Raw genomic sequence first — 23,526 nt, forward strand, 5'->3', positions numbered from 1 at the left:
TAAGCTCTGCGCATGACCTCCTCTCCTAGTGAACTGATCACACTCGACGACGGTGTCCTCACCCTCCCGCTCGCCACCGCCGACAACGGGACAGCGCTCGACCACGACTTGGTCCTCGCCGGAGCCGCACAGCTCAGCAAGGTCACGCGCGGTGATGTGGACGCCGGTGCGATCCTCCTATCGTCGACGGGCAAGAATTTCTGCGCAGGCGGCAACGTCGCCGCATTCGCATCCGCGCCCGACCGCGTCGAGTACCTCCGCGGGCTCGCGGACGATCTCCACGCGATGATCGGGCTGCTGTATGAAACCGGGTTGCCCGTCGTTGCCGCCGTCAACGGGTGGGCCGCAGGCGCAGGCATGAGCATGGTGCTGCACGCCGACATCGCGATCGGCGGCACCAAGACCAAGCTGCGACCCGCGTACCCGGGTATCGGGCTGTCGCCGGACGGCGGCATGTCGTGGACCCTGCCGCGCGCCGTCGGGCCGGGCCGTGCACGGCACATCATCATGACCGACCAGATCATCGACGCCGGGCGCGCCCTCGATCTAGGTCTGCTCGCCGAAGTCGTCGACGACGAAGCGGTCACCGACACCGCACGTGCGGCGGCCGTCAAGCTCGCCGCGGGCCCCCGCGGGTCGATGGCTGCGATCCGACAACTGGTCCACGACTCTGCGAGCCGCACGCTCACCGATCACGTCACCGCGGAAGCGAAGTCGATCTCGCGGCTCTCGGCGACACCCGAGGGCATCGAAGGCGTCGACGCTTTCGTTGCCAAACGCGCGCCCGACTTCCGCTCCGTGCGGTAACAGTCTCGGGGAACCCGATCATCCAGCGGTGCCCTACGGAAGCCGCCAGTCGACCGGTTCTCCGCCGAGGTCGAGGAGTTCCTCATTCGCTCGGCTGAAGGGTTTCGACCCAAAGAAGCCGCGCGATGCGGAGAGCGGCGACGGGTGCACCGATTCGATGGTCGGAACGTCGGGCAGCCACTCGACGAGTTTGCGCGCGTCGTTGCCCCACAGGATTGCGACGAGCGGCTCGTCACGGGCGGCGAGTGCCTTGATCGCGCACTCGGTGACGATCTCCCAGCCCTTGTTGCGGTGCGACGCAGGCTCACCCGGCATCACCGTGAGGACTCTGTTCAGTAGGAGGACGCCCTGCTGAGCCCACGGCGTGAGATCGCCGCTCGACGGACGCGGGTGGCCGAGGTCGTCACAGTACTCGGTGTAGATGTTCTGCAGGGATCGCGGAACCGGCCGTACATCGGCCCCGACGGAGAAGCTCAATCCGACAGCGTGGCCCGGCGTCGGATACGGGTCCTGGCCGACAATCAGGACCCGCACGTCGTCGAACGGGTGGGTGAATGCGCGCAGGACGTCGGCGCCTGCGGGCAGGTACCGACGCCCCGCCTCGATCTCCGCACGGAGGAAGTCGCCCATCGTCGCGATCTGTTCTTCGACGGGTGCGAGCGCCTGCGCCCACCCGGGGTCGAGCAGTTCGTGAAGTGGCTTGGGGCTCATCGGTCGATCCGTCGCAGATTGGTCGCGTAGAACTGTGCGTTCTGGTAGTACAACTCGGTGTTCGCCGTCAGGTGTCCTTCGGGGACGACGTATCCCTCGCGCACCTTGGCCGGCACGCCGAGCGCCATCGACCGTTGCGGCACGGTGGACTTGTAGGAGAGCACCGCGCCCGCGCCGATGATCGATCCCGATCCGATCGTGGAACCGTTCAACACCACCGAACCCGACGCGATCAGACAGTCGTCGCCGATCTCGGCGCCTTCGATGTGCGCGTTGTGTCCGACGACGCAACCTGCGCCGATCACCGTCGGCTCGGTGAACGTGCAGTGGACGACGGTGCCGTCCTGAATGTTGGTGCGGGTGCCGACGGTGATCGTCCCGTAATCGCCGCGGAGCACCGCGCCCGGCCACACCGAGACGCCGTCGCCCAATGTGACGGCGCCGATCACCGTCGCGTCAGGATGGATGAACACGTCTTTCCCGAGGGTCGGCTCACGATCGCCGAGTGCATAGACAGCCATGCGTTGCATCTAATCACTAGGACCGCGTGAACGACTGCCAGCCCCGTATCGAGCCGACCGGCTCACCGTCGACGAATGCACCGGCACCGTCGGCGGCGCCGCCGATGCGAGTCCAGTCCGCAGGGACCGCGTCGGCAGCGAAGGCCGCGAGCAGAACGTGGTCCTCACCGCCGCCGAGCGCCCAACGCACCGGATCGACGGCAAGGTCCTCGCCCACCGCGTCGAGCCCCTCGGCTCGTGGCACCGACGCCGACACGACGTCCAAACGCACGCGCGACGACGACGACAACGTCACCAGTTCTTCGACCAGCCCGTCCGACACGTCGGTCATCGCCGTCGCGCCGACGTGCGCGGCACGCGGCCCGGCCGCGAGGTCCGGCTGCGGGAGTCGGTATGCGGCCAACGCTACCGAATGTCGCTCGTACAGTGCAGGATCCGCGCCGTGCTCGACGGCTGACAGGACCGCTAAGCCGCCTGCCGCACCGCCGAGGGGCCCACTGACGGCAAGGACGTCACCCGCGCCGACACCCGACAACGTCACGGGGGCGAGGCCGTCGAGCACTCCGATGGAGGTCACGGTGATCACCGTCGTCGGTGACGACACGAGGTCCCCACCGAGCACCCGGGCGTCGTATGCGTGCGTCTGCTCGACGATGCCCGCGTTGATCGCGAGGAGTCGGTCCACCGGCGTCTCCGGCGGGCAACCGAGGGAGACCGTCGTGCCGGTGAGTCGACCGCCCATCGCCGCGATGTCGGCGGCGCTCTGCACCACGGCGCGAGCGCCGATCTGTGCCGGCGTCGACCAGTCGAATCGGAAATGCCGCCCGGCCACGGCGGTGTCCGTGCTGACCACCACCGGCCCGTCGGCAGTGAACACTGCGGCATCGTCCCCCGAACCGATCACCACGTCGTCGCCCGCCGATGCCGCCGCTTCGGTGAACATGGCGATCAGCCGCCGCTCACCGACGTCGCTCACAGTCTGCATCGACCCGATCCTACTGGCAGGGCACGGTGCTCGACTGCGCGCTGGTTATCCTGAGTCCCATGGCCGAACCCTCCGATGACGAACAGCGCTCCCCTCTCAGCCCGGCACTCATCGCGACCCTGGTCGCCGTTCCGGTGATGGTGATCGCGGTGTTCATCACCTTCGCTGCAGTCAAGTACGCGAATCGGCCCAACAGCGAATCGATCCCGGTCGAGGACTATTCCACTGCGCAGGGTGAGGGATCGGAGAAGTGTCCAGCCTTCCTGGACGCGCTGCCCGACCGGCTCGGCGACTTCGACGGGAAGTCCGTCGACGGCGCAACCGCCCGCTGGAGCAAGGAGGGCTCGGATCCTGTGGTCATCCGGTGCGGGGTGACTCGGCCCGACGAACTGGCTCCGACCAGTGCCCTTCAGGTCATCGACCCGGTGCAGTGGTTCATGACCGACACCGTTGCGGGACGCGGGCAAGCCTACGTCAGCGTCGACCACCGCCCGTATATCGCCATGTGGGTCCCCGCGGGGTCGGGCAACGCGCCCATCACCGATGTGTCGGCGCTCGTCGCCCAGAGACTTACCCGCGCCCCACTCGACTTCGGAAAGTAGCCCCGGTCCGGGAGCCCATGTCTGCGGCCCCGTCAGATCGGGCCGTACACCTCGGGTTTCGTCGAACGACCCAACAGGCTGCTCACCATGTCCGGCACGCTCATCCCCTCATGGCAGAGCTGATAGACGGCTTCGGTCAGCGGCATCTCCACTCCGTGTGCCTGCGCCAGGGCGCGCACCGACCGGCACGACTTCACGCCTTCGGCCACCTGACCGTTGGTCGCCGCCTGCGCCTGTTCGAGATTCGCTCCCTCACCGAGCCGCGCGCCGAACGATCGGTTCCGAGACAGCGGCGACGAGCACGTCGCGACCAGATCGCCGACTCCGGCGAGTCCGGCCAACGTCGTGATGTCGGCACCGAGCGCCACCCCGAGCCGGATGGTCTCCGCGAGCCCGCGCGTGATGATCGTGGCCAACGTGTTCTCGCCGTACCCGATCCCTGAGGCGACTCCGCACGCGAGCGCGATCACGTTCTTGGCCGCACCGCCGATCTCGCATCCGACGACATCGGTGTTCGTGTATGGGCGGAAGTATCCCGTCGCGAACGCGTTCTGCACCTGCTTGGCACGTTCTTCGTCGACGCACGCTATGACCGTCGCCGCCGGCTGCCCCTGCGCCACTTCGCGGGCGAGATTGGGGCCGGACAGGACGGCTATCTGTTCCCCCGGGAAACCGGTGACCTCGGCGATCACTTCGCTCATCCGCTTGCCGCTGCTCACCTCGACGCCTTTGGCCAGCGACAGCAGAATCGCGTCCGGCGGCAAGTCGTCGAGCCACCGCGAGAGGTTGTCCCGCAGCGACTGCGACGGGACGGCGCAGACGACGAGCTCGCGCCCGGCCAACGCCTCCGCCGGCGCGCTCACGGCTCGCAACGAGTCCGGCAGCGTGACCCCCGACAGATAGTCGCTGTTCACGTGGTCGACGTTGATCTGCTCGGCCAATTCGGGTCGGCGAGCCCACATCACGACGTCGTTCCCGGCGTCCGCCAGAACCTTCGCCACCGCGGTGCCCCACGAGCCAGAACCCATCACCACTGCACGCACACGCAACTCCTCAACCGGTCCACACGAGAGTGCGTCCAGCCTAAGCTATGCGATCGCCGCCGCGACCGGTTCGCCTCGACCCGATCACCGGTTCGAGCGCACCCTGCTGCACCATGGTTGCCATGGCCACTGCAACGTCGACACCGGCTCGGTGCACCGTCGTGCTCGCGGTGAAGTCGTTGCCGGATGCGAAGTCGCGGCTGACCCCGCTCCCCGACTCCGCGGACCGTCGGGCACTCGTGTCCGCCATGCTCCTCGACACGCTGGACGCCGTCGCCGCAGTCGGAGCCGACGCGGTGGTCGTCAGCCCGGACCGGGACGTGCACCGTCTCGCCGCCGCTGCCGGCGTGAGGGCTCTCGACGAGCCGGGCCCGGCCCAGGGGATCACACCGCTCAACGCCGCGCTCGCTCGCGGTGCCGCACCCGGGGGGCCGACCGCATTCCTTCAAGCGGACCTTCCTGCACTGCGGTCGGACTCGCTCGCCCAGGCACTCGACGGCGCGAGCCTCGCTCTGACATCCGCACCGGCGGCCTTCGTCGCCGACCGGTCCGGACACGGCACGGTTCTGCTCGTCGCTCAGGCCGGTTTCACCCCGCGATTCGGTGCCGAGTCGGCGCAGCGGCACCGCGAAGCCGGCGCCGTCGAACTCGACGCGGATCGTCGTCGCTGGCCCGACCTCCGGACCGACATCGACACCCCGGACGACCTCGCCGTAGCGACCGACATTGGACTCGGCCCACGGACACTCAGCGCGCTCGCACGCCCCGCGACCCAAGCGCCGAGTTCGACGAGACAGTCCGCTGCGGATGCGGCACAATGAACCGGTGAGTACCGCCGACGACATCGAGACCGCATCCCTGACAGCGCTACCGTCAGCGCTGCCCGCCGAGACCGTGACCCCGGAGCTCGACGCGGATCTTCCGACGGAGCGCTACCTCAATCGCGAGTTGGGTTGGCTCGACTTCAACTCCCGCGTCCTCGCCCTCGCCGAGGACCAGTCGATGCCGATCCTGGAACGCGCCAAGTTCCTCGCGATCTTCGCATCGAACCTTGATGAGTTCTTCATGGTTCGCGTCGCAGGCCTCAAACGTCGCGACGAGACGGGCCTGTCGGTGCGGTCCGCCGACGGACGGTCACCGCGTGAACAGCTGCAGATGATCGCGTCGCGTTCTCGGAAGATCGCCAATCGCCATGCCCGCGTGTTCATCGACTCGGTGGCCCCGGCGCTCGAGGCCGAGAACATTCGCCTCGTCGAGTGGGCCGATCTGACACAGGACCAGCAGGCGCGCCTCCGCCAGCATTTCCACACCGAGCTGTTCCCTGTCCTCACACCGCTGGCGGTCGATCCTGCGCACCCGTTCCCGTACATCTCCGGTCTGAGCTTGAACCTCGCGGTCACCGTCCGCGACCGGGCCGAAGGCAGTGAGCACTTCGCGCGGATCAAGGTCCCCAACAACGTGAACCGGTTCATCCGGGTCGACGCGTTGACCGGCGAGAACGAGCGGGAGTCAGAGGACGGTGCGTCGGCTCCCGCACTGTTCCTGCCGTTGGAGAAGGTGATCGCGGCCAACCTGTCCGAGTTGTTTCCCGGCATGGACATCGTCGACCACCACTTGTTCCGCGTGACGCGCAACGCCGACTTCGAGGTCGACGAGGACCGCGACGAAGACCTGCTGCAAGCACTCGAACGCGAACTGGCACGTCGCCGATTCGGGTCGCCCGTCCGCCTCGAGGTCGGCGACGACATGACCGAGCACATGCTCGAGATGCTGTTGCGCGAACTCGACGTCGACCCGGGCGACGTCGTCCAGATCCCCGGGCTCATCGATCTTACCGCGCTCTGGCAGGTCTACGGCCTCGACCGGCCCGCTCTCAAAGAGCGGCCGTTCGTCCCCAAGACACATCCGGCGTTCGGCGAGCGCGAGACGCCCAAGAGCATCTTCTCGACGCTCCGCGACGGTGACGTCCTCGTCCAGCACCCGTACGACTCGTTCTCGACGAGTGTTCAGCGGTTCATCGAACAAGCGGCAGCCGACCCGCACGTCCTGGCCATCAAGCAGACCCTGTACCGGACATCGGGCGACTCTCCGATCGTCAACGCCCTCATCGACGCGGCGGCGGCCGGCAAGCAGGTGGTCGCCCTCGTCGAACTGAAGGCGCGATTCGACGAACAGGCGAACATCAAGTGGGCACGCAAGCTGGAGCAGGCTGGCGTCCACGTCGTCTACGGTCTGGTCGGTCTGAAGACGCACTGCAAGACGTGTCTGGTGGTGCGTCGCGAGGGATCGACGATCCGCCGCTACTGCCACATCGGCACCGGCAACTACAACCCGAAGACGGCTCGCCTGTACGAGGACGTCGGCCTGTTCACCGCGGCCCCGGAGATCGGCGCCGACCTGACGGACCTGTTCAACACGTTGACCGGGTACTCACGAAAGCAGGAGTACCGCAACCTGCTCGTCGCACCAGCGGGCATCCGCAAGGGCATCATAGAGCGGATCGACGGCGAGATCAGTGCCTTCGAGAACGGCGACGCGCGAGCACGCATCCAGCTCAAGGCCAACGCACTGGTCGACGAGCAGGTGATCGACGCCCTGTACCGCGCATCGCGCGCCGGGGTTCCCGTCGACGTCGTGGTCCGCGGGATCTGCGCGCTCAAACCCGGTATCGACGGACTCAGCGAGACCATCGTCGTCCGGTCGATTCTCGGCCAGTTCCTGGAGCATTCGCGCATCCTCCACTTCGGGGCGCAGGACGAGTACTGGATCGGCAGCGCGGACATGATGCACCGCAACCTGGACCGTCGTGTCGAGGTGATGGTGCAGGTACGTGACAACCGCCTGGTGGCCGATCTTCAGGATATCTTCGACTCGGCGATGGACCCGCGCACCCGCTGTTGGGAACTGCGGTCCGAAGGCAACTGGGAGGCGCGTCCAGCTGCGGGCGAAGAGGTCCGTGACCACCAACGGCGGATGGCGCGCCGCTCCCGTCACCACTTGGAACCCCACGACGGCAGGTGAAGGAAACGCCCGATGAGTTCGTCCTCACAGAAGGTGGTGTTGGCCGGGGGCGGTGTGCTCTGGCGGCGTTCGGCCACAGGAGTCGAAGTGGCCCTGGTACACCGTCCACGGTACGACGACTGGTCGCTGCCGAAAGGCAAAGCGGAGCCGGGTGAACTCCTCGTCGCAACGGCGGCGCGAGAGCTCGTGGAGGAGACCGGCTACGAGGTCCGGATGGGCCAGCGGCTGATCACCGTCGAGTACCGGCTCGGTTCGGGTGCGCTCAAGAAGGTCGCCTACTGGTCGGTGGCCGCGACCGGCGGCGAATTCGTCGCCAATCACGAGTGCGACATGCTGCGATGGCGATCGGTCGACGACGCGATCGGGAAGGTGAGCTATGCCGCAGACCGAAAGGTGTTGCGTACCTTCGCATCCAATCCCGTCGACGAACTGCATACGATGCTGCTGGTGCGGCACGCGAAGGCCGGGCGACGGGCGATGTTCCGCGGTGACGACCGCGACCGTCCCCTGGACCGCGAAGGGCGACGCCAGGCCGCCGCACTGGCCGACGTCCTCGGGCTGTTCGGGGCACATCGTCTGCACGCTGCCGATCGCCTGCGCTGCGTCCAGACCCTGACTCCACTGTCGGAGGCCCTTCGCGAAGTGATCGAAGTGGAGCCGGCACTCACCGAGGAAGCGCATTCCGCACACCCCGATGCGTCGTTCGAGCGACTGCTAGCACTTGCCGACCACAACGGTCCCGTGCATGCGGTCTGCAGTCAGGGGAAGGTGATTCCGCCTGTCCTGTCCCGTTGGGCAAAGCGAGACGACGTCACGCTGCCGGCCTCCCGTAACCGGAAGGGCAGCGTGTGCGTGCTGACCCTGCGCGGCGACACCCTGATCGCCGTCGATCACATCCCCGGCCCGTTCGCGGACTGACGATGCTCGGGCTCACTTCTTCTTAGCGGATGATTTCTTGCCCGATGACTTCTTCGAAGCCGATTTTCCCGCATCAGACTTCTTGGCCGTGGCCTTCGGGGCCGCAGTCTTGGGTGCAGGCGTCTTCTTAGCCGAAGCCTTCTTGGTCGCAGTCTTCGTCCCAGCAGTCTTCGTCCCAGCAGCCTTCGTCCCAGCAGCCTTCGTCCCAGCAGCCTTCGTAGCAGCAGCCTTCGTAGCCTCGGCCTTCGTGGCTGCAGTCTTCTTCGCTGCAGTCTTCGTAGCCGGTGCCGCCTTTGCCGCAGCCTTCTGGGTCGCAGCCTTCTGGGTCGCAGCCTTCTTGGCTGCTGCCTTCTTCGCGGGAGCCTTCTTCGCTGCGGTCTTCTTAGCCGGTGCGGCGTCGGGAGCGGCACGCTTCACGGCAGGCTGGCCGGCCGCCAGCTTCTGCTGCCCGGCGACGATCGCCTTGAACTGGGCTCCCGGCCGGAACGACGGGACCTGCGTCGCCGCGACCTTCACGGTCTCACCGGTGCGCGGGTTTCGGGCCACGCGAGCCGCGCGAGCCCGTTTCTCGAAGACTCCGAACCCGGTGATCGTCACGCTCTCGCCTTTGTGGACGGCGCGCACAATGGTGTCGATCATGTGCTCAACGGCCGTATTCGCAGTCTTTCGATCGGCGTCGAGGCTCTTGGCCAATTCCTCGACGAGTTCTGCCTTGTTCATTCAAACCTCCGCGGATCACGCCGACTCGGCTCGCCAGCTATTTCACACGGTAGAGGAAATCATGTTGTATATCACAGAGACTCACCGAAAAGACCGTCAGTCAGTCGGCACCGAACCCACGCCGCGACACCGGATTCGGCGTCGCGACAGGGTCCGCTGCGGCCGATCACTCGTCAGAGGGTCACCGGCTTGAACGGCGGGCGCCGCTGCTCGTACGCCCCGATATGGTCCACCTCGCGCAACGTGAGGCCGATGTCGTCGAGGCCTTCCATCAGACGCCACCGGGTGTAGTCGTCCACTTGGATCGGTACGACGAGGTCGCCTGCGGTGGCCGTCATCTCCTCGAGGCTGACGGTGATCTCCAGGCCGGGCTCGGCCTCGAGTCGCTTCCACAACAGTTCGACATCCGATTGATCTGCTTGTGCGGCAAGTAGTCCAGCCTTGCCCGAGTTGCCGCGGAAGATGTCGGCGAACCGCGACGAGATGACGACGCGGAACCCGAAGTCCATAAGCGCCCAGACTGCGTGCTCGCGAGAGGAGCCGGTGCCGAAGTCCGAACCGGCCACCAGGACCGATCCCTTGGACCAGGGTTCGTTGTTGAGAATGAAATCGGGGTCGGTACGCCAGCTCGCGAACAGGCCGTCTTCGAAGCCGGTACGGGTGACTCGCTTCAAGTACACGGCGGGAATGATCTGGTCTGTGTCGACGTTGCTGCGCTGCAACGGAACTCCGATGCCGGTGTGCGTGGTGAAGGCTTCCATGTCAGTTCTACTTTCTCAGCTCGTCGGAGTCAGACCAGGTCCGCGGGAGCAGCGAGCCGACCGCGGACAGCGGTGGCCGCCGCGACGGCAGGCGAAACGAGGTGGGTACGGCCGCCCTTGCCTTGGCGCCCTTCGAAATTGCGGTTCGACGTCGACGCACACCGCTCCCCCGGCGACAGCTGGTCGGGGTTCATGCCCAGGCACATCGAGCAGCCCGCCATCCGCCAATCGGCTCCGGCTTCGGTGAAGATCTCGCCGAGCCCCTCCTCTTCGGCCTGGGCGCGCACTTTCATCGATCCGGGAACGATCAGCATGCGCATACCGTCGGCCACCTTGCGACCGGTCAGGATCTCGGCGACAGCTCGCAGGTCTTCGATGCGACCGTTGGTGCACGACCCAACGAAGACGGTGTCGACCGCGACGTCGCGCAGCGGCGTCCCCGGGGTCAGGCCCATGTACTCGATCGCTCGGGCAGCCGCCGACGACTCGTTCTCGTCGACGATGTCGGCGGGATCGGGGACTCTCGCACCCAAGGGCAGGCCCTGTCCCGGGTTAGTGCCCCAGGTGACGAACGGGGTCAGCTGGGATGCGTCGATGTGGACCTCACGGTCGAACGCGGCACGCTCGTCAGTTCGGAGGCTGTCCCAGTACTCGACGGCCGCGTCCCAGTCGTCGCCCTGCGGCGCGTTCGGGCGGCCCTTGAGGAACTCGTACGTCGTCGCGTCGGGGGCGATCATGCCTGCCCGCGCGCCCGCCTCGATCGACATGTTGCAGATCGTCATGCGGGCTTCCATCGACAGCTTCTCGATGGCCGAGCCGCGGTACTCCAGGACGTGGCCCTGGCCGCCGCCGGTTCCGATCTCGGCGATCACCGCGAGGATCAGGTCCTTGCTCGTGACGCCTTCGGGCAGTTCACCGTCGACGGTGATGGCCATCGTCTTGAACGGCCGCAGTGACAGGGTCTGCGTCGCCATCACGTGTTCGACCTCGGAGGTTCCGATGCCCATGGCGAGGGCTCCGAACGCGCCGTGCGTCGACGTGTGGCTGTCGCCGCAGACCACCGTCATACCCGGTTGAGTCAGGCCGAGCTGAGGTCCGACGACGTGCACGATCCCCTGTTCGGCGTCGCCCATGGGGTGCAGTCGGACGCCGAACTCCTCACAGTTGCGTCGCAGGGTCTCGACCTGCAGTGCGGACACCTGGTCGGCGATCGGGCTGAAGATGTCCACGGTCGGGACGTTGTGGTCTTCGGTGGCGATGGTCAGATCCGGGCGACGGAGCTTGCGGCCTGCGACGCGGAGGCCGTCGAAGGCCTGCGGGCTGGTCACCTCGTGCACGAGGTGCAGGTCGATGTAGATCAGGTCGGGATTCGCATTGCCGCTCGCGTCCACGTCACCGGGGACCACGACGTGGTCGTCCCACACCTTCTCGGCCAGCGTGCGCGGCTTCGCGTTCTTCTCACTCATGAGCCACTCGGTTCTTTCCTCCGACGGGGCGCCCGTCGATGCTTGATCTCATTATTTGGACAGCTAGTATCGTCCTATGGGAAAGGATAGCGGAATCGGCGTGCTCGACAAATCCGTGGCGGTCTTGCACACCGTCGCGGCTGCACCACGCAACCTCAACGAGTTGTGCGAGGCCACCGGACTGCCGCGCGCCACCGCGCACCGCCTCGCCGTAGGACTGGAAGTCCACGAACTCCTCGCCCGAGACGACTCCGGACGGTGGGTTCCCGGTCCGGCGCTCGCTCGGCTCGCCGCGAATGCGCACGACCACCTGCGTGAGGCCGCGCTACTGGTTCTTCCCGGGCTGCAGGAGTCCACCGGCGAGTCCGTACAAGTGTATCGCCGCGAAGGCGCGGTCCGGGTGTGCATCGCCGCTTCGGAGCCGCCGACCGGCCTCCGCGATACCGTCCCCGTCGGAACTCGGCTCACCATGGCCGCGGGATCGGCGGCCAAGGTCCTCGCCGCATGGGCGGCCCCGGACACGCGGGCGATGCTCCTGCTCGACGCCGCCTACACCGACCGCACTCTCGCCGACATCCGGCGTCGCGGCTGGGCGCACAGCGTGTCCGAACGCGTCGACGGCGTCGCCAGTGCGTCGGCACCGGTCTACGATCACGCGGGTGACGTGATCGCCGCCGTGTCGATCTCCGGCCCGATCGGCCGGTTGGGCCGCAAGCCCGGCGAACGGTACGGAATGGAACTGATCGCGGCAGCATCGGACATCAGCGCCCGCTTGTGAGTTACGTTCTCACCCATGGGAACCAACCGACGCAGCGAGATCGTCATGTCCGACGACGAGATCGAGGCGTTCATCACCGAGCGCCGCACGGCGACGTTGGCTACGTTCGGCAAGGACGACATCCACCTCGTCGCCATGTGGTACGCGGTGATCGACGGCGAGATCTGGATCGAGACCAAGGCCAAGTCGCAGAAGGCCGTCAATCTGCGGCGTGACCCCCGTGTCACGGTGTCGATCGAGGACGGTCTCACCTACGACGTACTCCGCGGCGTCAGCATCACCGGCCACGCCGAGATCTATGACGACCCCGGGACCTGCCTGCGAGTCGGAATCGGGGTGTGGGAGCGCTACAACGGGCCGTACACCGACGACCTGCGGCCCGCCGTCGAAGCCATGATGCACAAGCGCGTCGCAGTCCGCGTCGTCGCCGACCGTGTCCGGTCGTGGGACCACCGCAGACTCGGACTCCCCGAGATGCCATTGGCCGGCTCGACGGCCCAGTACTACGAGCAGGCGCGAGCGGCCGAATAGGCGTCAGAGAAATCAACGCTGTAGTTTGCTGCCAGTATGTGGCAGCAAACTACAGCGTTGTCGTCTCGACTCCGCTCGACCAGCGAAACAAAGAAGAAGACCCTCACCGGATGGTGAGGGTCTTCTCCGAGTAGCCCCGACGGGATTCGAACCCGCGCTACCGCCTTGAGAGGGCGGCGTCCTAGGCCGCTAGACGACGGGGCCCTAGAACAACTCTTCAATTGTAAAGCTCACAAATCGCTCCGCGAACTTCGCTGGGGTACCAGGACTCGAACCTAGAATGGCGGTACCAGAAACCGCTGTGTTGCCAATTACACCATACCCCAAGGGATTTGACCCGGAATGTATCGGCCACCATCAGTGAACCGGCGCTTTCCTGGCCGGGGAGTACATTACCAATAACCCCACCCCTGAGCGCAAATCGTCTGGTCAGGGCTGATTCTGTGCAACCTCGCGAGCGGCTCGGAGACGGGCGATACTCTTGTCCCGACCGAGGAGTTCCATCGACTCGTAGAGCGGCGGACTGACGGCCGCGCCAGTCACGCCCACGCGGATCGGGCCGAACGCCTTGCGCGGCTTGAGATCCAATCCCTCGACCAGCGCCGACTTGAGAGCCTCCTGCAACCGAGGCGTCTCCCATTCCGCCAACGCCTCACACGCGGCGATCGCAGCGTCGAGCACGGGTACTGCATCCGCGCCGAGGTTCTTTGCGGCCGACTTCTCGTCGAAGGTGAAATCGGCATCGTCGACGTACAAGAACTTGATCAGCGCCCACGCGTCGCCGAGCACCTGGATGCGCGTCTGCACGAGATCGGCGACCACCACGAACTGCGCGTCGTCGACGGGTTCGACGAGTTCACCACCGGCCACGAGGAAGGCGCGGAGTCGAGCGGCGAAGTCGGCGGGCTCCAGACGGCGCAGATGCTCCGCATTGATGGCGTCGGCCTTCTTCTGGTCGAAACGCGCGGGGTTAGAGTTCACGTTGCGGACATCGAACGCCGCGACCATCTCGTCGAGGGTGAAGACGTCCTCGTCTCCCGAGAAGCCCCACCCGAGCAGAGCCAGGTAGTTGAGAAGCCCCTCGGGAATGAAACCACGATCCCGGTGGTGAAACAGGCTCGACTGCGGATCACGCTTGGAGAGCTTCTTGTTTCCCTCCCCCATCACGAACGGAAGATGCGCGAACTCCGGTACCGCCTCGGCGACACCGATACGGATCAACGCGCCGTACAACGCGAGTTGCCGCGGCGTCGACGACAGGAGGTCCTCGCCGCGCAGCACGTGCGTGATCTTCATCATCGCGTCGTCGACCGGATTGACCAGCGTGTACAGCGGCTTGCCGTTGCCGCGCGTGAGCGCGAAGTCTGGAACCGTACCAGCCTTGATGGTCGTGGTGCCGCGCACCATGTCGTCCCAGGTGATGTCCTCGTCCGGCATCCGCAGACGCACCACCGCATTACGCCCCTCCGCACGGTAGGCGGCGCGCTTCTCCTCGGTGAGGTCGCGGTCGAAGTTGTCGTAACCGAGCTTCGGGTCGCGACCGGCGGCCTTGTGCCGCTCCTCGACCTCCTCAGGTGTCGAGAACGCCTCGTACGCCTCACCGGACTCGAGCAGTCGGGCGACGACGTCCAGGTAGATCTGCGTGCGCTCGGACTGCCGGTACGGCCCGTACTGTCCGCCGACCTCCGGCCCCTCGTCCCACTCCAGGCCGAGCCAGCGCAGCGCATCGAGGATGGCGTCGTAGGACTCCTGACTGTCGCGCGCGGCGTCGGTGTCCTCGACGCGGAACACGAAGGTCCCGCCGTTGTGACGAGCCTGGGCGAAGTTGAACAACGCAGTCCGCACGAGGCCGACGTGCGGAGTTCCGGTCGGAGACGGACAGAAGCGGACGCGAACGTTGTCAGCACTGGTCATGCAGGTCAGCCTATGTCATCGAACCCGCGTGGCGTCGAGCAGGGCAGCACACCATTGACTTGATTGTTCTAGTTGAACTAGATTAATTGCGTGCTAGTCGAGATAGACCCCACGAGTGACGCGCCGATCTTCGCCCAGATCGCCGACAGCGTCCGCGCCGACGTGGCCGCCGGGCGTTCAGGAGCAGGCGACCGACTGCCGTCGGCCCGGGAACTCGCGGTCGCACTCGAGGTGAACGTCCACACCGTTCTGCGCGCGTACCAGCAGCTGCGCGACGAGGGTCTCGTCGAGCTCCGGCGGGGCCGAGGCGCGGTTCTCACCTCGGCTGCCGACACCCTGTTGGCGGTCAGCGACGACATCACCGCCCTCGCCGCCAAAGCCATCTCTGCGGGCTTGAGCCCGGAGACACTGTCCGCTCTCGTCAAGGAGGCAATCCGTGCCATCGACTGACATCACCGCTCGCCGCCGACTCACCTATGTCGCGGTCGGGTTCCTCACGCCCGTTGTCGTGACTCTGATCGCCGTGGTCGTTCAGGCGATGAGCATGTCGGACCTCCCCGACGAGATCGCCGTGCACTGGAACGCCTCGGGCGAGGCCGACCGGTGGGGCTCGCCGTGGACCATGGTGGTGGCCACCGTCGTGTCCGGCCTCGTCGCTATCGGCATCTCTGCGACCAACTTCCGGCAGCTGCGCGACGGCACTCCCGGTGGCACGTTTCGCTGGCTGTCGACGGCATCGGCGGCCCTGGCGACCGCGATGGCGGTGATCCTCGCGGGCACCCTCGTCGCGCAGACCGACGGCGACACCGCGTCTCCCGTGGCATCAATCGGCGTCGCGGCCGTCGCCGCGCTCGTCGTCGGCGCGATCGGCTGGTACGTCCAGCCCTCCGATCCGCCCGTCGACCCGGGGCACCAGGCAGAACCTATGGGACTCGCGCCCGGTCGCCGCGCCGTGTGGCTGCACACCGAGACCGCCGCCCGCGGCATCCTCCTGATCGTCGGCGCCGCCCTCGCGTTCTCCGTGATCGTTCTGCTCGTCGCATGGATGAACGGCGGGTCGGCCGGTTCCTTCTGGGCTGCGGTGGCGATCGCTACGGTCACCCTCGTCGCGATCTCGACGATCGTCGCGTTCCACATCAGGATCGACTCCTCAGGACTCACCGTCCGCTCGATCGCCGGACTCCCCCGCTGGCACGTCGCCGCGAACGACATTGACGACGTGTCGGTGATCGATGTCCGCGCGATCGGCGACTTCGGCGGCTACGGCGTTCGACTCTCGCGCGGCCGGACGGGCATCGTGCTCCGCTCCGGTCCGGCTGTCCTGGTGACCCGCACCAACGGACGACCGCTGGTCATCACTCTCGAGGACGCAGCCACTGCGGCAGCCTTGTTGGCCGCCGTCGCCGTGCGAGCGCGAGACTAGACCGACGTTAAGAACTCGATCAGCAATCCGTTGACGACGTCCGGCCGCTCCAGATAGCCGAAGTGACCAGTATCGGCGACCTCTTCGTACCGCGCCCCGGGTATCGCGTCCGCGACTTCGCGGGCCAAGAACACCGGCAAAGTGCGGTCGTCGGCGAATCCGACGACGAGGCAGGGGCGAGCGATTCCCCGATACGCGGCCAAGCGGTTCTGGTCCCGTTCGGGAAGATCGAGTTGCGCCCGCAGGCCCGCCGACTGTGCTTGTCCACCGAAGCCGATGATGTCGATCCAGTCGCGCGCCGATCGGTCGTCGGCGAACGTCGCAGGTGAGAGGTTCATATGCGCGGTGATCGCAGCATGGAACGCCTCGGGCAGTTGCTGCCCGGCGTCGATCAGCGCCTTCTCACCCTCGTTGTACGCGGAGATGAGAGGCGTCGGACGAGCATAGGTGCCGAGCATCGCCGCAGCACGGACGAGTTCGGGCCGAACCAGGGCCAACTCCTGGGCGATGCGCGCGCCCATCGACGTTCCGACGACGAACGCCGGCCCGCCGAAGTGCTCGATCACCGCCGCGGTGTCGGTCACCATGTCGGCGAGGGTGAACCCACTGGCGCACTCGCTCGACGGTGCGATACCGCGGTTGTCGAACGTGACCACACGGAATCCGGCCTTCACGAGCGCGGGCTGCTGGTGCGCGTGCCAGACGCGGCCGGGACTCCCGGTCCCCATCACCATGACGACGAGCGGGCCGCTACCGACCGCGGTGCATGAGAGGCTGACGTCACCGTTCCGAACGACGGTCGGTGCGACGCGAGTTGGGCGGCTCACTTGTCGATCACGGGGTTGACGAGCGTCCCGATACCCTCCACCGAGACGGACACCGACTGTCCCGCGACCATCGGGCCGACGCCCTCGGGCGTACCGGTCAGGATCACATCACCTGGCAGCAGGGTCATGACGCGCGAGACCCATTCGATGATGTCTCCGACAGAGTGCAGCATCAGGGACGTGCGGCTCGACTGCTTTCGCACGCCATCCAACTCGGTGGTGACCGCGACATCTGTCGAGTCGAAGTCGGTCACGATCCACGGGCCGAGCGGGCAGAACGTGTCGTATCCCTTGGCGCGCGTCCATTGACCGTCGTGCGCCTGCTGATCGCGCGCGGTGACGTCGTTGGCGACGGTGTATCCGAGGATGACATCCTTAGCCTTGGCCGCGGGCACGTCCTTGCAGGGCCGACCGATCACGACGGCGAGTTCGCCTTCGTAGTCGACTCGTTCCGACGACGGCGGGCGGACGATCGGCACACCCGGGCCGACGATCGACGTGTTGGGCTTGGCGAAGATCACCGGGTCGGCGGGCGCCTCACCACCCATTTCAGCGGCGTGAGCTGCATAGTTCTTACCGATAGCGATGATTTTGGTCGCCAGGATCGGGGCAAGGACGCGGGTGTCCGCGAGCTTCCATTCACGTCCGGTGAACGTTGGGTCACCGAAGGGATGCTCCGCGATCTCCCGGGCCGTCTCCTGGCCTTCGGGGCCTTCGATGGCGACGAATGCGACGCCGTCCGGACTTGCGACTCGACCGAGTTTCATATCCCGAAGACTATCGCACCGTCGATCGTGTTCTACACTATGAAACAGTAATCTCATAGTTTGGAATACATGGGAGGTGTTCGATGCGCCGGCCGGACCCATCGCAGGACATGTCGACGAACCGCCGCTGGGTGATGCTGGTGAGCTCCCTCGTCGCGGCCATGACGACGACCTGCGCGACGTCCGGCGTCGCGTACGTCATTCCCGAGCTCCACCGGCAAGGAATGTCGCTGTCGGACGCGTCCGTCCTCGCCGCGATCCCGACCATCGGCCTCACGTTGACGATCATCGCATGGGGCGCCGCACTCGACCGCTTCGGCGAACGCCGCGTTCTATTGGTTTCGTTACTGGTGACGGCCGCAGGAACGATGGCTGCCCTGGTTGTCGCCGCCATCGGAGGCGGTGTCGTTGCGCTCGCGGCCCCCCTGTTGGTCGGCGGACTCGGCTCCGGCGCAGCGAACGGCGCGAGCGGCCGCATCGTCGTCGGTTGGTTCCCGGCGAATCAGCGCGGTACCGCAATGGGTGTGCGACAGATGGCGCAGCCGCTCGGCATCGGCGTCTGTGCGCTGACCATGCCGGTGTTCGCGCACACGTGGGGGTTGACGGCGGCGTTCGCGGTGCCGGTCGTCGTCACTCTTGTCGGGTTGATCGCGGTCGCCGTCGCCATCGTCGACCCTCCCCTGCGCACAGCGGCAGACTCCGCCCCCGTAGCGAATCCGTATCGGGGAGCGAGCTTTCTGCAGCGCGTCCACGCGGTGAGCGTGCTTCTGGTGATCCCGCAGTCCATGTTGTGGACGTTCGTGCCAGCCTGGCTGATCGTCGGACACCGGTGGTCTCCGCTCGCGGCAGGTGTTCTGGTGACGGTCACCCAGGTCATCGGTGCGATCGGACGCATCGCGGCGGGCCGTGCGTCCGACGTCGTCGGATCGCGGATGAAGCCGATCCGTGTGATCGCGGCGGCCGCAGGCGTCTCGGCGGCGGTGCTGTCGCTGACCGACTGGATCGGCAGCCCGATCGCTGTCGTCGTGATGGTGGTCGCGACCGTGAGCGCTGTCGCCGACAACGGATTGGCGTTCACGGCGATCGCCGAGTTCGCCGGACCGTCGTGGAGCGGTCGCAGCCTCGGCGTGCAGAACACCGCGCAGTACGTCGCCACTGCCGCGGGCACGGCGGTGTTCGGTCGACTCATCGACGCGACCGGCTACCCCTCGGCGTTCGGGATCGCCGCGATCGCCCCGCTGATCGCCATCGGACTGGTTCCGAAGGACCCGCCGCTCCACGAGTCGCCGGTGGACGCAGCCGAGTCCGGCGGCCGACAAACCGGCGAGTAGCTCCGGCTGGCCGACGGTCCTAAGAAGAACGGCCCGCACCCCTCAACGAGGTACGAACCGCTCCCCTGCTCCCCTGCTTCTCTGTCAGATCATGTCCGTCAGACTGCCGCCAGGATGCGGTCGCCGACCTCGGAGGTCGAGCCGCGCGACTCGCCGCGCGATGCGACGTCGGCCGCCACGGCGGCCTCCACCCGGGCAGCGCTCTCGTCGTCGCCGAGGTGACGCAGCAGCAGTGCGACCGACAAAATGGCGGCCGTCGGGTCGGCGAGACCCTTCCCGGCGATGTCGGGGGCACTGCCGTGCACCGGCTCGAACATCGACGGGTTAGCACGGGTGGCGTCGATGTTGCCCGACGCGGCGAGGCCGATACCTCCGGAGACGGCGGCCGCCAGGTCGGTGATGATGTCGCCGAACAGGTTGTCGGTGACGATCACGTCGAAGCGGGCCGGATCGGTGACCATGAAGATGGTGGCTGCATCGATGTGCAGGTAATCGGTGGCGACCTCCGGGAACTCCTTGCCGACCTCGTCCACGGTGCGAGCCCACATCGAGCCCGCGAACGTGAGGACGTTGGTCTTGTGGACCAGAGTCAGCTTCTTGCTCCGCGAGCGCGCACGTGCGAAGGCGTCACGGACGACGCGTTCGATACCGAACCGGGTGTTGACGCTGACCTCGGTGGCCACTTCGTTCGGCGTGCCGACACGAATGGCGCCGCCGTTGCCGGTGTACGGCCCCTCGGTGCCTTCCCGGACGACGACGAAGTCGATCCGCGGGTCGCCGGCCAATGGTGATGCGACACCGTCAAACAGAATCGACGGGCGCAGGTTCACGTGGTGGTCGAGCGCGAACCGCAGTTTCAGCAGAAACCCTCGCTCCAGGACACCCGACGGCACCGAGGGGTCCCCGATCGCGCCGAGCAGGATCGCGTCGTGCTCGCGCAGCGACTGGAGATCGCCGTCAGTGAGGAGTTCGCCGGTCGCGTGGTAGCGGCGGGCACCGAAGTCGTATTCGGTGGTCTCGACGTTCGGGTGCAGCTTGCGCAGCACCTTCAGCGCTTCTGCGGTGACCTCGGGGCCGATCCCGTCGCCGCCGATGACGGCGAGCTTCATCCCGTGTGAACTGAGCGAAGAATCCGTCATCCCAGATCCACCTGCTTGATCAGGGTCGCCGAGACCGCGTCGCCGATGGACGCGAGCACGTCGTCGCCGACCTCGCGGTCGACGCGCAGCAGCATCGTGGCGCCGTCGCCGTCCGCGTCCTGCGCGAGTGCTGCGGCCTCGATGTCGATGCCTGCGTCGCCGAGCAACGAGCCGATCCGGCCAAGAGTGCCCGGCTGGTCGACGTAGCTGACGAGGAGGTTGCGTCCCTCGGCACGCAGGTCGAGATTCCGGCCGTTGACGTTGACGATCTTCTCCACCAGACGCGGTCCGGTCAGAGTGCCCGCGACATTGACGACGCTGCCGTCGCCGAACACGGCCTTCACGTCCACCTGGCTGCGGTGGTTGGGGCTCTCGGACTCGGTGACGACCTCGTGAGCCACACCACGTTCGGAAGCGACGGCAGGGGCGTTGACAAAGGTGACCGGCTCGTCGACGACCGCCGAGAACAGGCCGCGGACAGCCGACAGACCGAGCACGTCCACCGGGCTGGACGCCAACTCGCCGCGCACCTCCACGGTAAGGCTGGTCGGCATACCGCCCGCGACGACGCCCGCGAGGACGCCGAGTTTGCGGGACAGTTCGAGCCACGGTGCGACCTCGTCGTCGACCGGACCACCGGTGATGTTGACGGCGTCGGGAACGAAGTGTCCGGCGAGCGCGAGCTTGACGCTCTTGGCGACGTCCGTGCCCGCCCGGTCCTGCGCCTCTGCGGTCGACGCGCCCAAGTGCGGCGTGACGACGACCTGCGGGAGCTCGAACAGCGGCGAATCGGTGCACGGCTCGGAGCCGAAGACGTCCATACCTGCGCCGCGCAGACGCCCCTCGGTGATCGCTGCGGCGAGCGCGGCCTCGTCGATCAGACCGCCGCGCGCGGCGTTGATGATGATGGCGTCCTTCTTGACGAGCTTGAGCTGCTCCTCACCGATGAGACCCGCGGTCTCCTTCGTCTTGGGCAGGTGGATGGTGATGAGGTCGGCGCGCTCGAGGAGTTCGTCGAGCGGCAGCAGTTCGATGCCCAGCTGAGCTGCGCGGGCCGCCGAGACGTAGGGGTCGTACGCGACGATCTTCGCTTCGAAGGCGGCCAGACGAGCGGCCACGAGCTGACCGATGCGGCCCAGGCCGATCACGCCGACGGTCTTGTCGAAGATTTCGACGCCGGAGAACGACGAACGCTTCCACGTGTGCTCACGCAGCGTCGCATCGGCTGCCGGGATCTGACAGGCGGTCGACATGAGCAGGGCGATGGCGTGCTCGGCTGCCGAATGGATGTTGGAGGTCGGAGCGTTGACGACCATGACACCGCGTTCGGTGGCCGCCGGGACGTCGACGTTGTCGAGCCCGACGCCCGCACGGGCGATGATCTTCAGCTTCTTGCCTGCGTCGAGGACCTCGGCATCGACGGTCGTCGCCGAGCGCACCAGGATGGCGTCTGCGTCGACGACGGCTTCGAGAAGCTTCGGACGGTCCGGGCCGTCGACCCAGCGGACGTCGACGTCGCCGCCGAGTGCTTCCACGGTCGAAGGCGCGAGCTTATCGGCGATCAGGACGACTGGGCGGCCAGCATCGGTCACAGGTTTCTCCAGAATTCTCGGGGACGGACGCCGCCTGGCCGGGCCGGACGACGATTCACACGTGCAAATTCTAGAGCCTTCCGGCGAGTCGGCCCCAGCGACCCACCTGCCGATGTGGCGTCCGACACCCATCGGCGGTACATTGCGAGCGTCGTATCGATTGAATCACGACCTGCGAACGATCACGCTCGAGACTGGGACCACCCATGATCGCGCACTAATGTGGGGAGGTCTGCGCTACGGCGCGGGGCCCGAAGGACAACACGCGAGTGGAGTGAATATGAAGAAGCTGACGATTCTCATCGCAGTCATGACGGCTGCGATGGCGTCGCTTATCGGTATCGGCGTCGGCAACGCCGATGCTGCGGGTCAGGTCCCGCTGGGCGGGGGCTCGGGGATCCTGGTTCTCAAGGGAGGCAACACCGCTTCGGCGTGCACTGTCACCACCGTCGGTCGTCCGACCGCGGGCAAGCACAAGGGCGAGTTGATCGCCGTCACCGCGGGCCACTGCGGTAAGCCGGGCCAGCGGGTGCTCTCCGAGCGCTACCAGCAGCGCGGCCAGATCGGAACGTTCGTCTACAGCGGCTCGGACATCGACATCGCTGTCATCAAGCTGGACACCTCGAAGGTTCGCGCCGTGCGCTCCGTCAACGGTGTGACCATCCGGAAGATCGAGACTCGCGCACCGCAGTTCCCGACCGTTCTGTGCAAGACCGGTCGCACCACGGGTAAGACCTGCGGCGTCAACTGGACGTCCATCGGCGACCGTCACATCAGCCAGATGTGTGTCGTCGAAGGCGACTCGGGTAGCCCCGTGGTCGTCGGCGACCGTCTCGTCGGCATGGTGAACGCGTACTACTTCCTGTCATGCGTCGGACCGGAGACCGGCACGAGCAGCAAGGCGATCATGACGCGTCTGAACAAGCTCGGTTACGGAGCATTCAAGCCGGTGTAAGAGTTCGTCCGCACACCGCACGAGCAGAACGGCGGTCCGCTCCTCACGGAGTGGACCGCCGTTCTTCTGGTTTCAGGGAGTTGTTGTGCTCGGAGACGCGAGAGGATCAGCGCTCGGCGGCGAGGTGCTTGCCGATCACCGACTCGGAGTGCTTGACGGCCGGCGTCACGAACTGACGCAGGAGACCGCCGAGCACCCGCCCGCCGATGCCGCCCGGCAGCGTGTAGCCGAACATGACGTCGACCTCGACCGTGCCCGGCTCGTCGCCGTCGGCGAAACGCCATTCGGTATTCGCGCCGAAGCCTTTGATCGACTTCATCGTGATGACCTCGTTCTCGACCCACTCGGTGCATTCGACGGTGGACTCGAGCGTCTTCGGTCCAACACTCAGAACAGTCACGAACTGCGACCCGAGACCGCTGGTCTGTTCGGTGATCGGACGGAACTCACTCACCCCGAACATGTACTCAGGCACGTTCCGATAGTCGTTCACATAGTCGAACGCGACCTCGCGCGAACCCTTCATGGTGGCGTGGTGCCGGATCTCGGTCATCGGTGTTTCTCTCCATCGAACGGACTGTCAGTCATCGAGAATCGTAACGGAGTCGCTCCCGATGGCCCCGACGACAGGAGTGGCTCGTCGCTCCTGCCCCCCTGTGTGGCTGGCCCTCTGTGTGGCTGGCCCTCTGGCCCACCGAAATGCGTCAGACCCCG

At 66.6% G+C, this 23,526-nt stretch carries 24 protein-coding genes and 2 tRNA genes; 11 read left to right on the forward strand and 15 right to left on the reverse strand.

Annotated elements, in window-relative coordinates:
• Positions 1-12 precede the first annotated feature (12 nt).
• Positions 13-807 (forward strand): enoyl-CoA hydratase/isomerase family protein, encoded by a 795-nt coding sequence (locus tag ACTIMF_RS07885; protein ID WP_442349725.1) that lies wholly within the window; start codon positions 13-15, stop codon positions 805-807.
• Between the two features lie 33 nt (positions 808-840).
• On the opposite strand, the gene ACTIMF_RS07890 is transcribed toward ACTIMF_RS07885, so the two are convergent.
• From ACTIMF_RS07890 to thiL, 3 genes are read right to left on the reverse strand one after another with little or no spacing between them, the layout of a single operon-like run.
• Entirely contained in the window at positions 841-1,518 is a 678-nt protein-coding gene (locus ACTIMF_RS07890) for a uracil-DNA glycosylase (RefSeq protein ID WP_442349726.1), read from the reverse strand.
• On the reverse strand, positions 1,515-2,039 hold the full coding sequence (locus ACTIMF_RS07895; protein ID WP_442349727.1) for a gamma carbonic anhydrase family protein: 525 nt from the start codon (positions 2,037-2,039) through the stop codon (positions 1,515-1,517). The genes ACTIMF_RS07890 and ACTIMF_RS07895 overlap by 4 nt, the downstream gene beginning before the upstream one ends.
• A 16-nt stretch (positions 2,040-2,055) precedes the next feature.
• Complete coding sequence (gene thiL / locus ACTIMF_RS07900) at positions 2,056-3,024, reverse strand: thiamine-phosphate kinase (protein WP_442349728.1); 969 nt, start codon at positions 3,022-3,024, stop codon at positions 2,056-2,058.
• A gap of 59 nt (positions 3,025-3,083) precedes the next feature.
• Between thiL and ACTIMF_RS07905 the strand changes: the two genes are divergently transcribed.
• Positions 3,084-3,626, forward strand: a complete 543-nt coding sequence (locus tag ACTIMF_RS07905) for a DUF3515 domain-containing protein (RefSeq protein WP_442349729.1) — start codon at positions 3,084-3,086, stop codon at positions 3,624-3,626.
• Between the two features lie 32 nt (positions 3,627-3,658).
• Here ACTIMF_RS07905 and ACTIMF_RS07910 read toward each other — a convergent pair whose 3' ends face one another.
• Positions 3,659-4,669: an NAD(P)H-dependent glycerol-3-phosphate dehydrogenase gene (locus ACTIMF_RS07910; RefSeq protein WP_442349730.1), complete on the reverse strand. Its 1,011-nt coding sequence runs from the start codon at positions 4,667-4,669 to the stop codon at positions 3,659-3,661.
• 122 nt (positions 4,670-4,791) lie between these two features.
• On the opposite strand from ACTIMF_RS07910, the gene cofC reads away from it, so the two are divergent.
• The 3 genes from cofC to ACTIMF_RS07925 are packed head-to-tail and all read left to right on the forward strand — an operon-like array spanning position 4,792 to position 8,608.
• A complete protein-coding gene (cofC, locus tag ACTIMF_RS07915) occupies positions 4,792-5,490 on the forward strand; it encodes a 2-phospho-L-lactate guanylyltransferase (RefSeq protein ID WP_442349731.1) in 699 nt (232 codons plus the stop codon).
• Positions 5,477-7,690: an RNA degradosome polyphosphate kinase gene (locus ACTIMF_RS07920; RefSeq protein ID WP_442349732.1), complete on the forward strand. Its 2,214-nt coding sequence runs from the start codon at positions 5,477-5,479 to the stop codon at positions 7,688-7,690. Before cofC ends, ACTIMF_RS07920 begins: the two co-directional genes overlap by 14 nt.
• A gap of 12 nt (positions 7,691-7,702) precedes the next feature.
• Positions 7,703-8,608, forward strand: a complete 906-nt coding sequence (locus ACTIMF_RS07925) for an NUDIX hydrolase (protein WP_442349733.1) — start codon at positions 7,703-7,705, stop codon at positions 8,606-8,608.
• Positions 8,609-8,620: 12 nt separating this feature from the next.
• Here the strand turns inward: ACTIMF_RS07925 and ACTIMF_RS07930 are convergent, their stop codons facing one another.
• The 3 genes from ACTIMF_RS07930 to leuC form a co-directional block, all read right to left on the reverse strand.
• Complete coding sequence (locus ACTIMF_RS07930; protein WP_442349734.1) at positions 8,621-9,328, reverse strand: HU family DNA-binding protein; 708 nt, start codon at positions 9,326-9,328, stop codon at positions 8,621-8,623.
• Between the two features lie 173 nt (positions 9,329-9,501).
• Complete coding sequence (gene leuD / locus ACTIMF_RS07935) at positions 9,502-10,089, reverse strand: 3-isopropylmalate dehydratase small subunit (protein ID WP_442349735.1); 588 nt, start codon at positions 10,087-10,089, stop codon at positions 9,502-9,504.
• 29 nt (positions 10,090-10,118) lie between these two features.
• Positions 10,119-11,555, reverse strand: coding sequence for a 3-isopropylmalate dehydratase large subunit (gene leuC / locus ACTIMF_RS07940; protein WP_442349736.1), 1,437 nt, complete (start codon positions 11,553-11,555; stop codon positions 10,119-10,121).
• Positions 11,556-11,631: 76 nt separating this feature from the next.
• Here leuC and ACTIMF_RS07945 point away from each other — a divergent pair, with 76 nt between their 5' ends.
• Together ACTIMF_RS07945 and ACTIMF_RS07950 are read left to right on the forward strand one after the other, a co-directional pair.
• A complete protein-coding gene (locus tag ACTIMF_RS07945) occupies positions 11,632-12,333 on the forward strand; it encodes an IclR family transcriptional regulator (protein WP_442349737.1) in 702 nt (233 codons plus the stop codon).
• Positions 12,334-12,348: 15 nt separating this feature from the next.
• A complete protein-coding gene (locus ACTIMF_RS07950) occupies positions 12,349-12,864 on the forward strand; it encodes a PPOX class F420-dependent oxidoreductase (RefSeq protein ID WP_442349738.1) in 516 nt (171 codons plus the stop codon).
• A gap of 131 nt (positions 12,865-12,995) precedes the next feature.
• Here the strand turns inward: ACTIMF_RS07950 and ACTIMF_RS07955 are convergent.
• The 3 genes from ACTIMF_RS07955 to gltX all read right to left on the reverse strand — a co-directional run bounded on the left by ACTIMF_RS07955 (position 12,996) and on the right by gltX (position 14,778).
• Positions 12,996-13,068, reverse strand: a tRNA-Glu gene (locus tag ACTIMF_RS07955).
• Between the two features lie 50 nt (positions 13,069-13,118).
• A tRNA-Gln gene (locus ACTIMF_RS07960) sits at positions 13,119-13,190 on the reverse strand.
• A gap of 103 nt (positions 13,191-13,293) precedes the next feature.
• Entirely contained in the window at positions 13,294-14,778 is a 1,485-nt protein-coding gene (gene gltX, locus ACTIMF_RS07965; protein ID WP_442349739.1) for a glutamate--tRNA ligase, read from the reverse strand.
• A gap of 90 nt (positions 14,779-14,868) precedes the next feature.
• Between gltX and ACTIMF_RS07970 the strand changes: the two genes are divergently transcribed.
• Together ACTIMF_RS07970 and ACTIMF_RS07975 are read left to right on the forward strand one after the other, a co-directional pair.
• Complete coding sequence (locus ACTIMF_RS07970; RefSeq protein ID WP_442349740.1) at positions 14,869-15,228, forward strand: GntR family transcriptional regulator; 360 nt, start codon at positions 14,869-14,871, stop codon at positions 15,226-15,228.
• Positions 15,215-16,201: a DUF1648 domain-containing protein gene (locus ACTIMF_RS07975; protein WP_442349741.1), complete on the forward strand. Its 987-nt coding sequence runs from the start codon at positions 15,215-15,217 to the stop codon at positions 16,199-16,201. Before ACTIMF_RS07970 ends, ACTIMF_RS07975 begins: the two co-directional genes overlap by 14 nt.
• Here the strand turns inward: ACTIMF_RS07975 and ACTIMF_RS07980 are convergent.
• Together ACTIMF_RS07980 and ACTIMF_RS07985 are read right to left on the reverse strand one after the other, a co-directional pair.
• Positions 16,198-17,028: an alpha/beta fold hydrolase gene (locus tag ACTIMF_RS07980; protein ID WP_442349742.1), complete on the reverse strand. Its 831-nt coding sequence runs from the start codon at positions 17,026-17,028 to the stop codon at positions 16,198-16,200. The two genes, ACTIMF_RS07975 and ACTIMF_RS07980, sit on opposite strands and share 4 nt — an antisense overlap.
• Complete coding sequence (locus tag ACTIMF_RS07985) at positions 17,025-17,795, reverse strand: fumarylacetoacetate hydrolase family protein (RefSeq protein ID WP_442349743.1); 771 nt, start codon at positions 17,793-17,795, stop codon at positions 17,025-17,027. The genes ACTIMF_RS07980 and ACTIMF_RS07985 overlap by 4 nt, the downstream gene beginning before the upstream one ends.
• Before the next feature lie 83 nt (positions 17,796-17,878).
• Here ACTIMF_RS07985 and ACTIMF_RS07990 point away from each other — a divergent pair, with 83 nt between their 5' ends.
• Positions 17,879-19,126 (forward strand): MFS transporter, encoded by a 1,248-nt coding sequence (locus ACTIMF_RS07990; protein ID WP_442349744.1) that lies wholly within the window; start codon positions 17,879-17,881, stop codon positions 19,124-19,126.
• Positions 19,127-19,224: 98 nt separating this feature from the next.
• On the opposite strand, the gene ACTIMF_RS07995 is transcribed toward ACTIMF_RS07990, so the two are convergent.
• Both ACTIMF_RS07995 and serA read right to left on the reverse strand, forming a co-directional pair.
• The gene (locus ACTIMF_RS07995; protein ID WP_442349759.1) at positions 19,225-20,235 is read right to left on the reverse strand and encodes a 3-isopropylmalate dehydrogenase; all 1,011 of its coding nucleotides are present in this window, start codon (positions 20,233-20,235) and stop codon (positions 19,225-19,227) included.
• 26 nt (positions 20,236-20,261) lie between these two features.
• On the reverse strand, positions 20,262-21,857 hold the full coding sequence (gene serA / locus ACTIMF_RS08000; protein WP_442349745.1) for a phosphoglycerate dehydrogenase: 1,596 nt from the start codon (positions 21,855-21,857) through the stop codon (positions 20,262-20,264).
• 280 nt (positions 21,858-22,137) lie between these two features.
• On the opposite strand from serA, the gene ACTIMF_RS08005 reads away from it, so the two are divergent.
• Complete coding sequence (locus ACTIMF_RS08005) at positions 22,138-22,812, forward strand: trypsin-like serine protease (RefSeq protein ID WP_442349746.1); 675 nt, start codon at positions 22,138-22,140, stop codon at positions 22,810-22,812.
• Positions 22,813-22,918: 106 nt separating this feature from the next.
• Here ACTIMF_RS08005 and ACTIMF_RS08010 read toward each other — a convergent pair whose 3' ends face one another.
• Positions 22,919-23,365, reverse strand: a complete 447-nt coding sequence (locus ACTIMF_RS08010; protein WP_442349747.1) for an SRPBCC family protein — start codon at positions 23,363-23,365, stop codon at positions 22,919-22,921.
• Positions 23,366-23,526: the final 161 nt, after the last annotated feature.

This window comes from Gordonia sp. (in: high G+C Gram-positive bacteria) (genome assembly GCF_052106715.1).
Taxonomy (GTDB): Bacteria; Actinomycetota; Actinomycetes; order Mycobacteriales; family Mycobacteriaceae; genus Gordonia.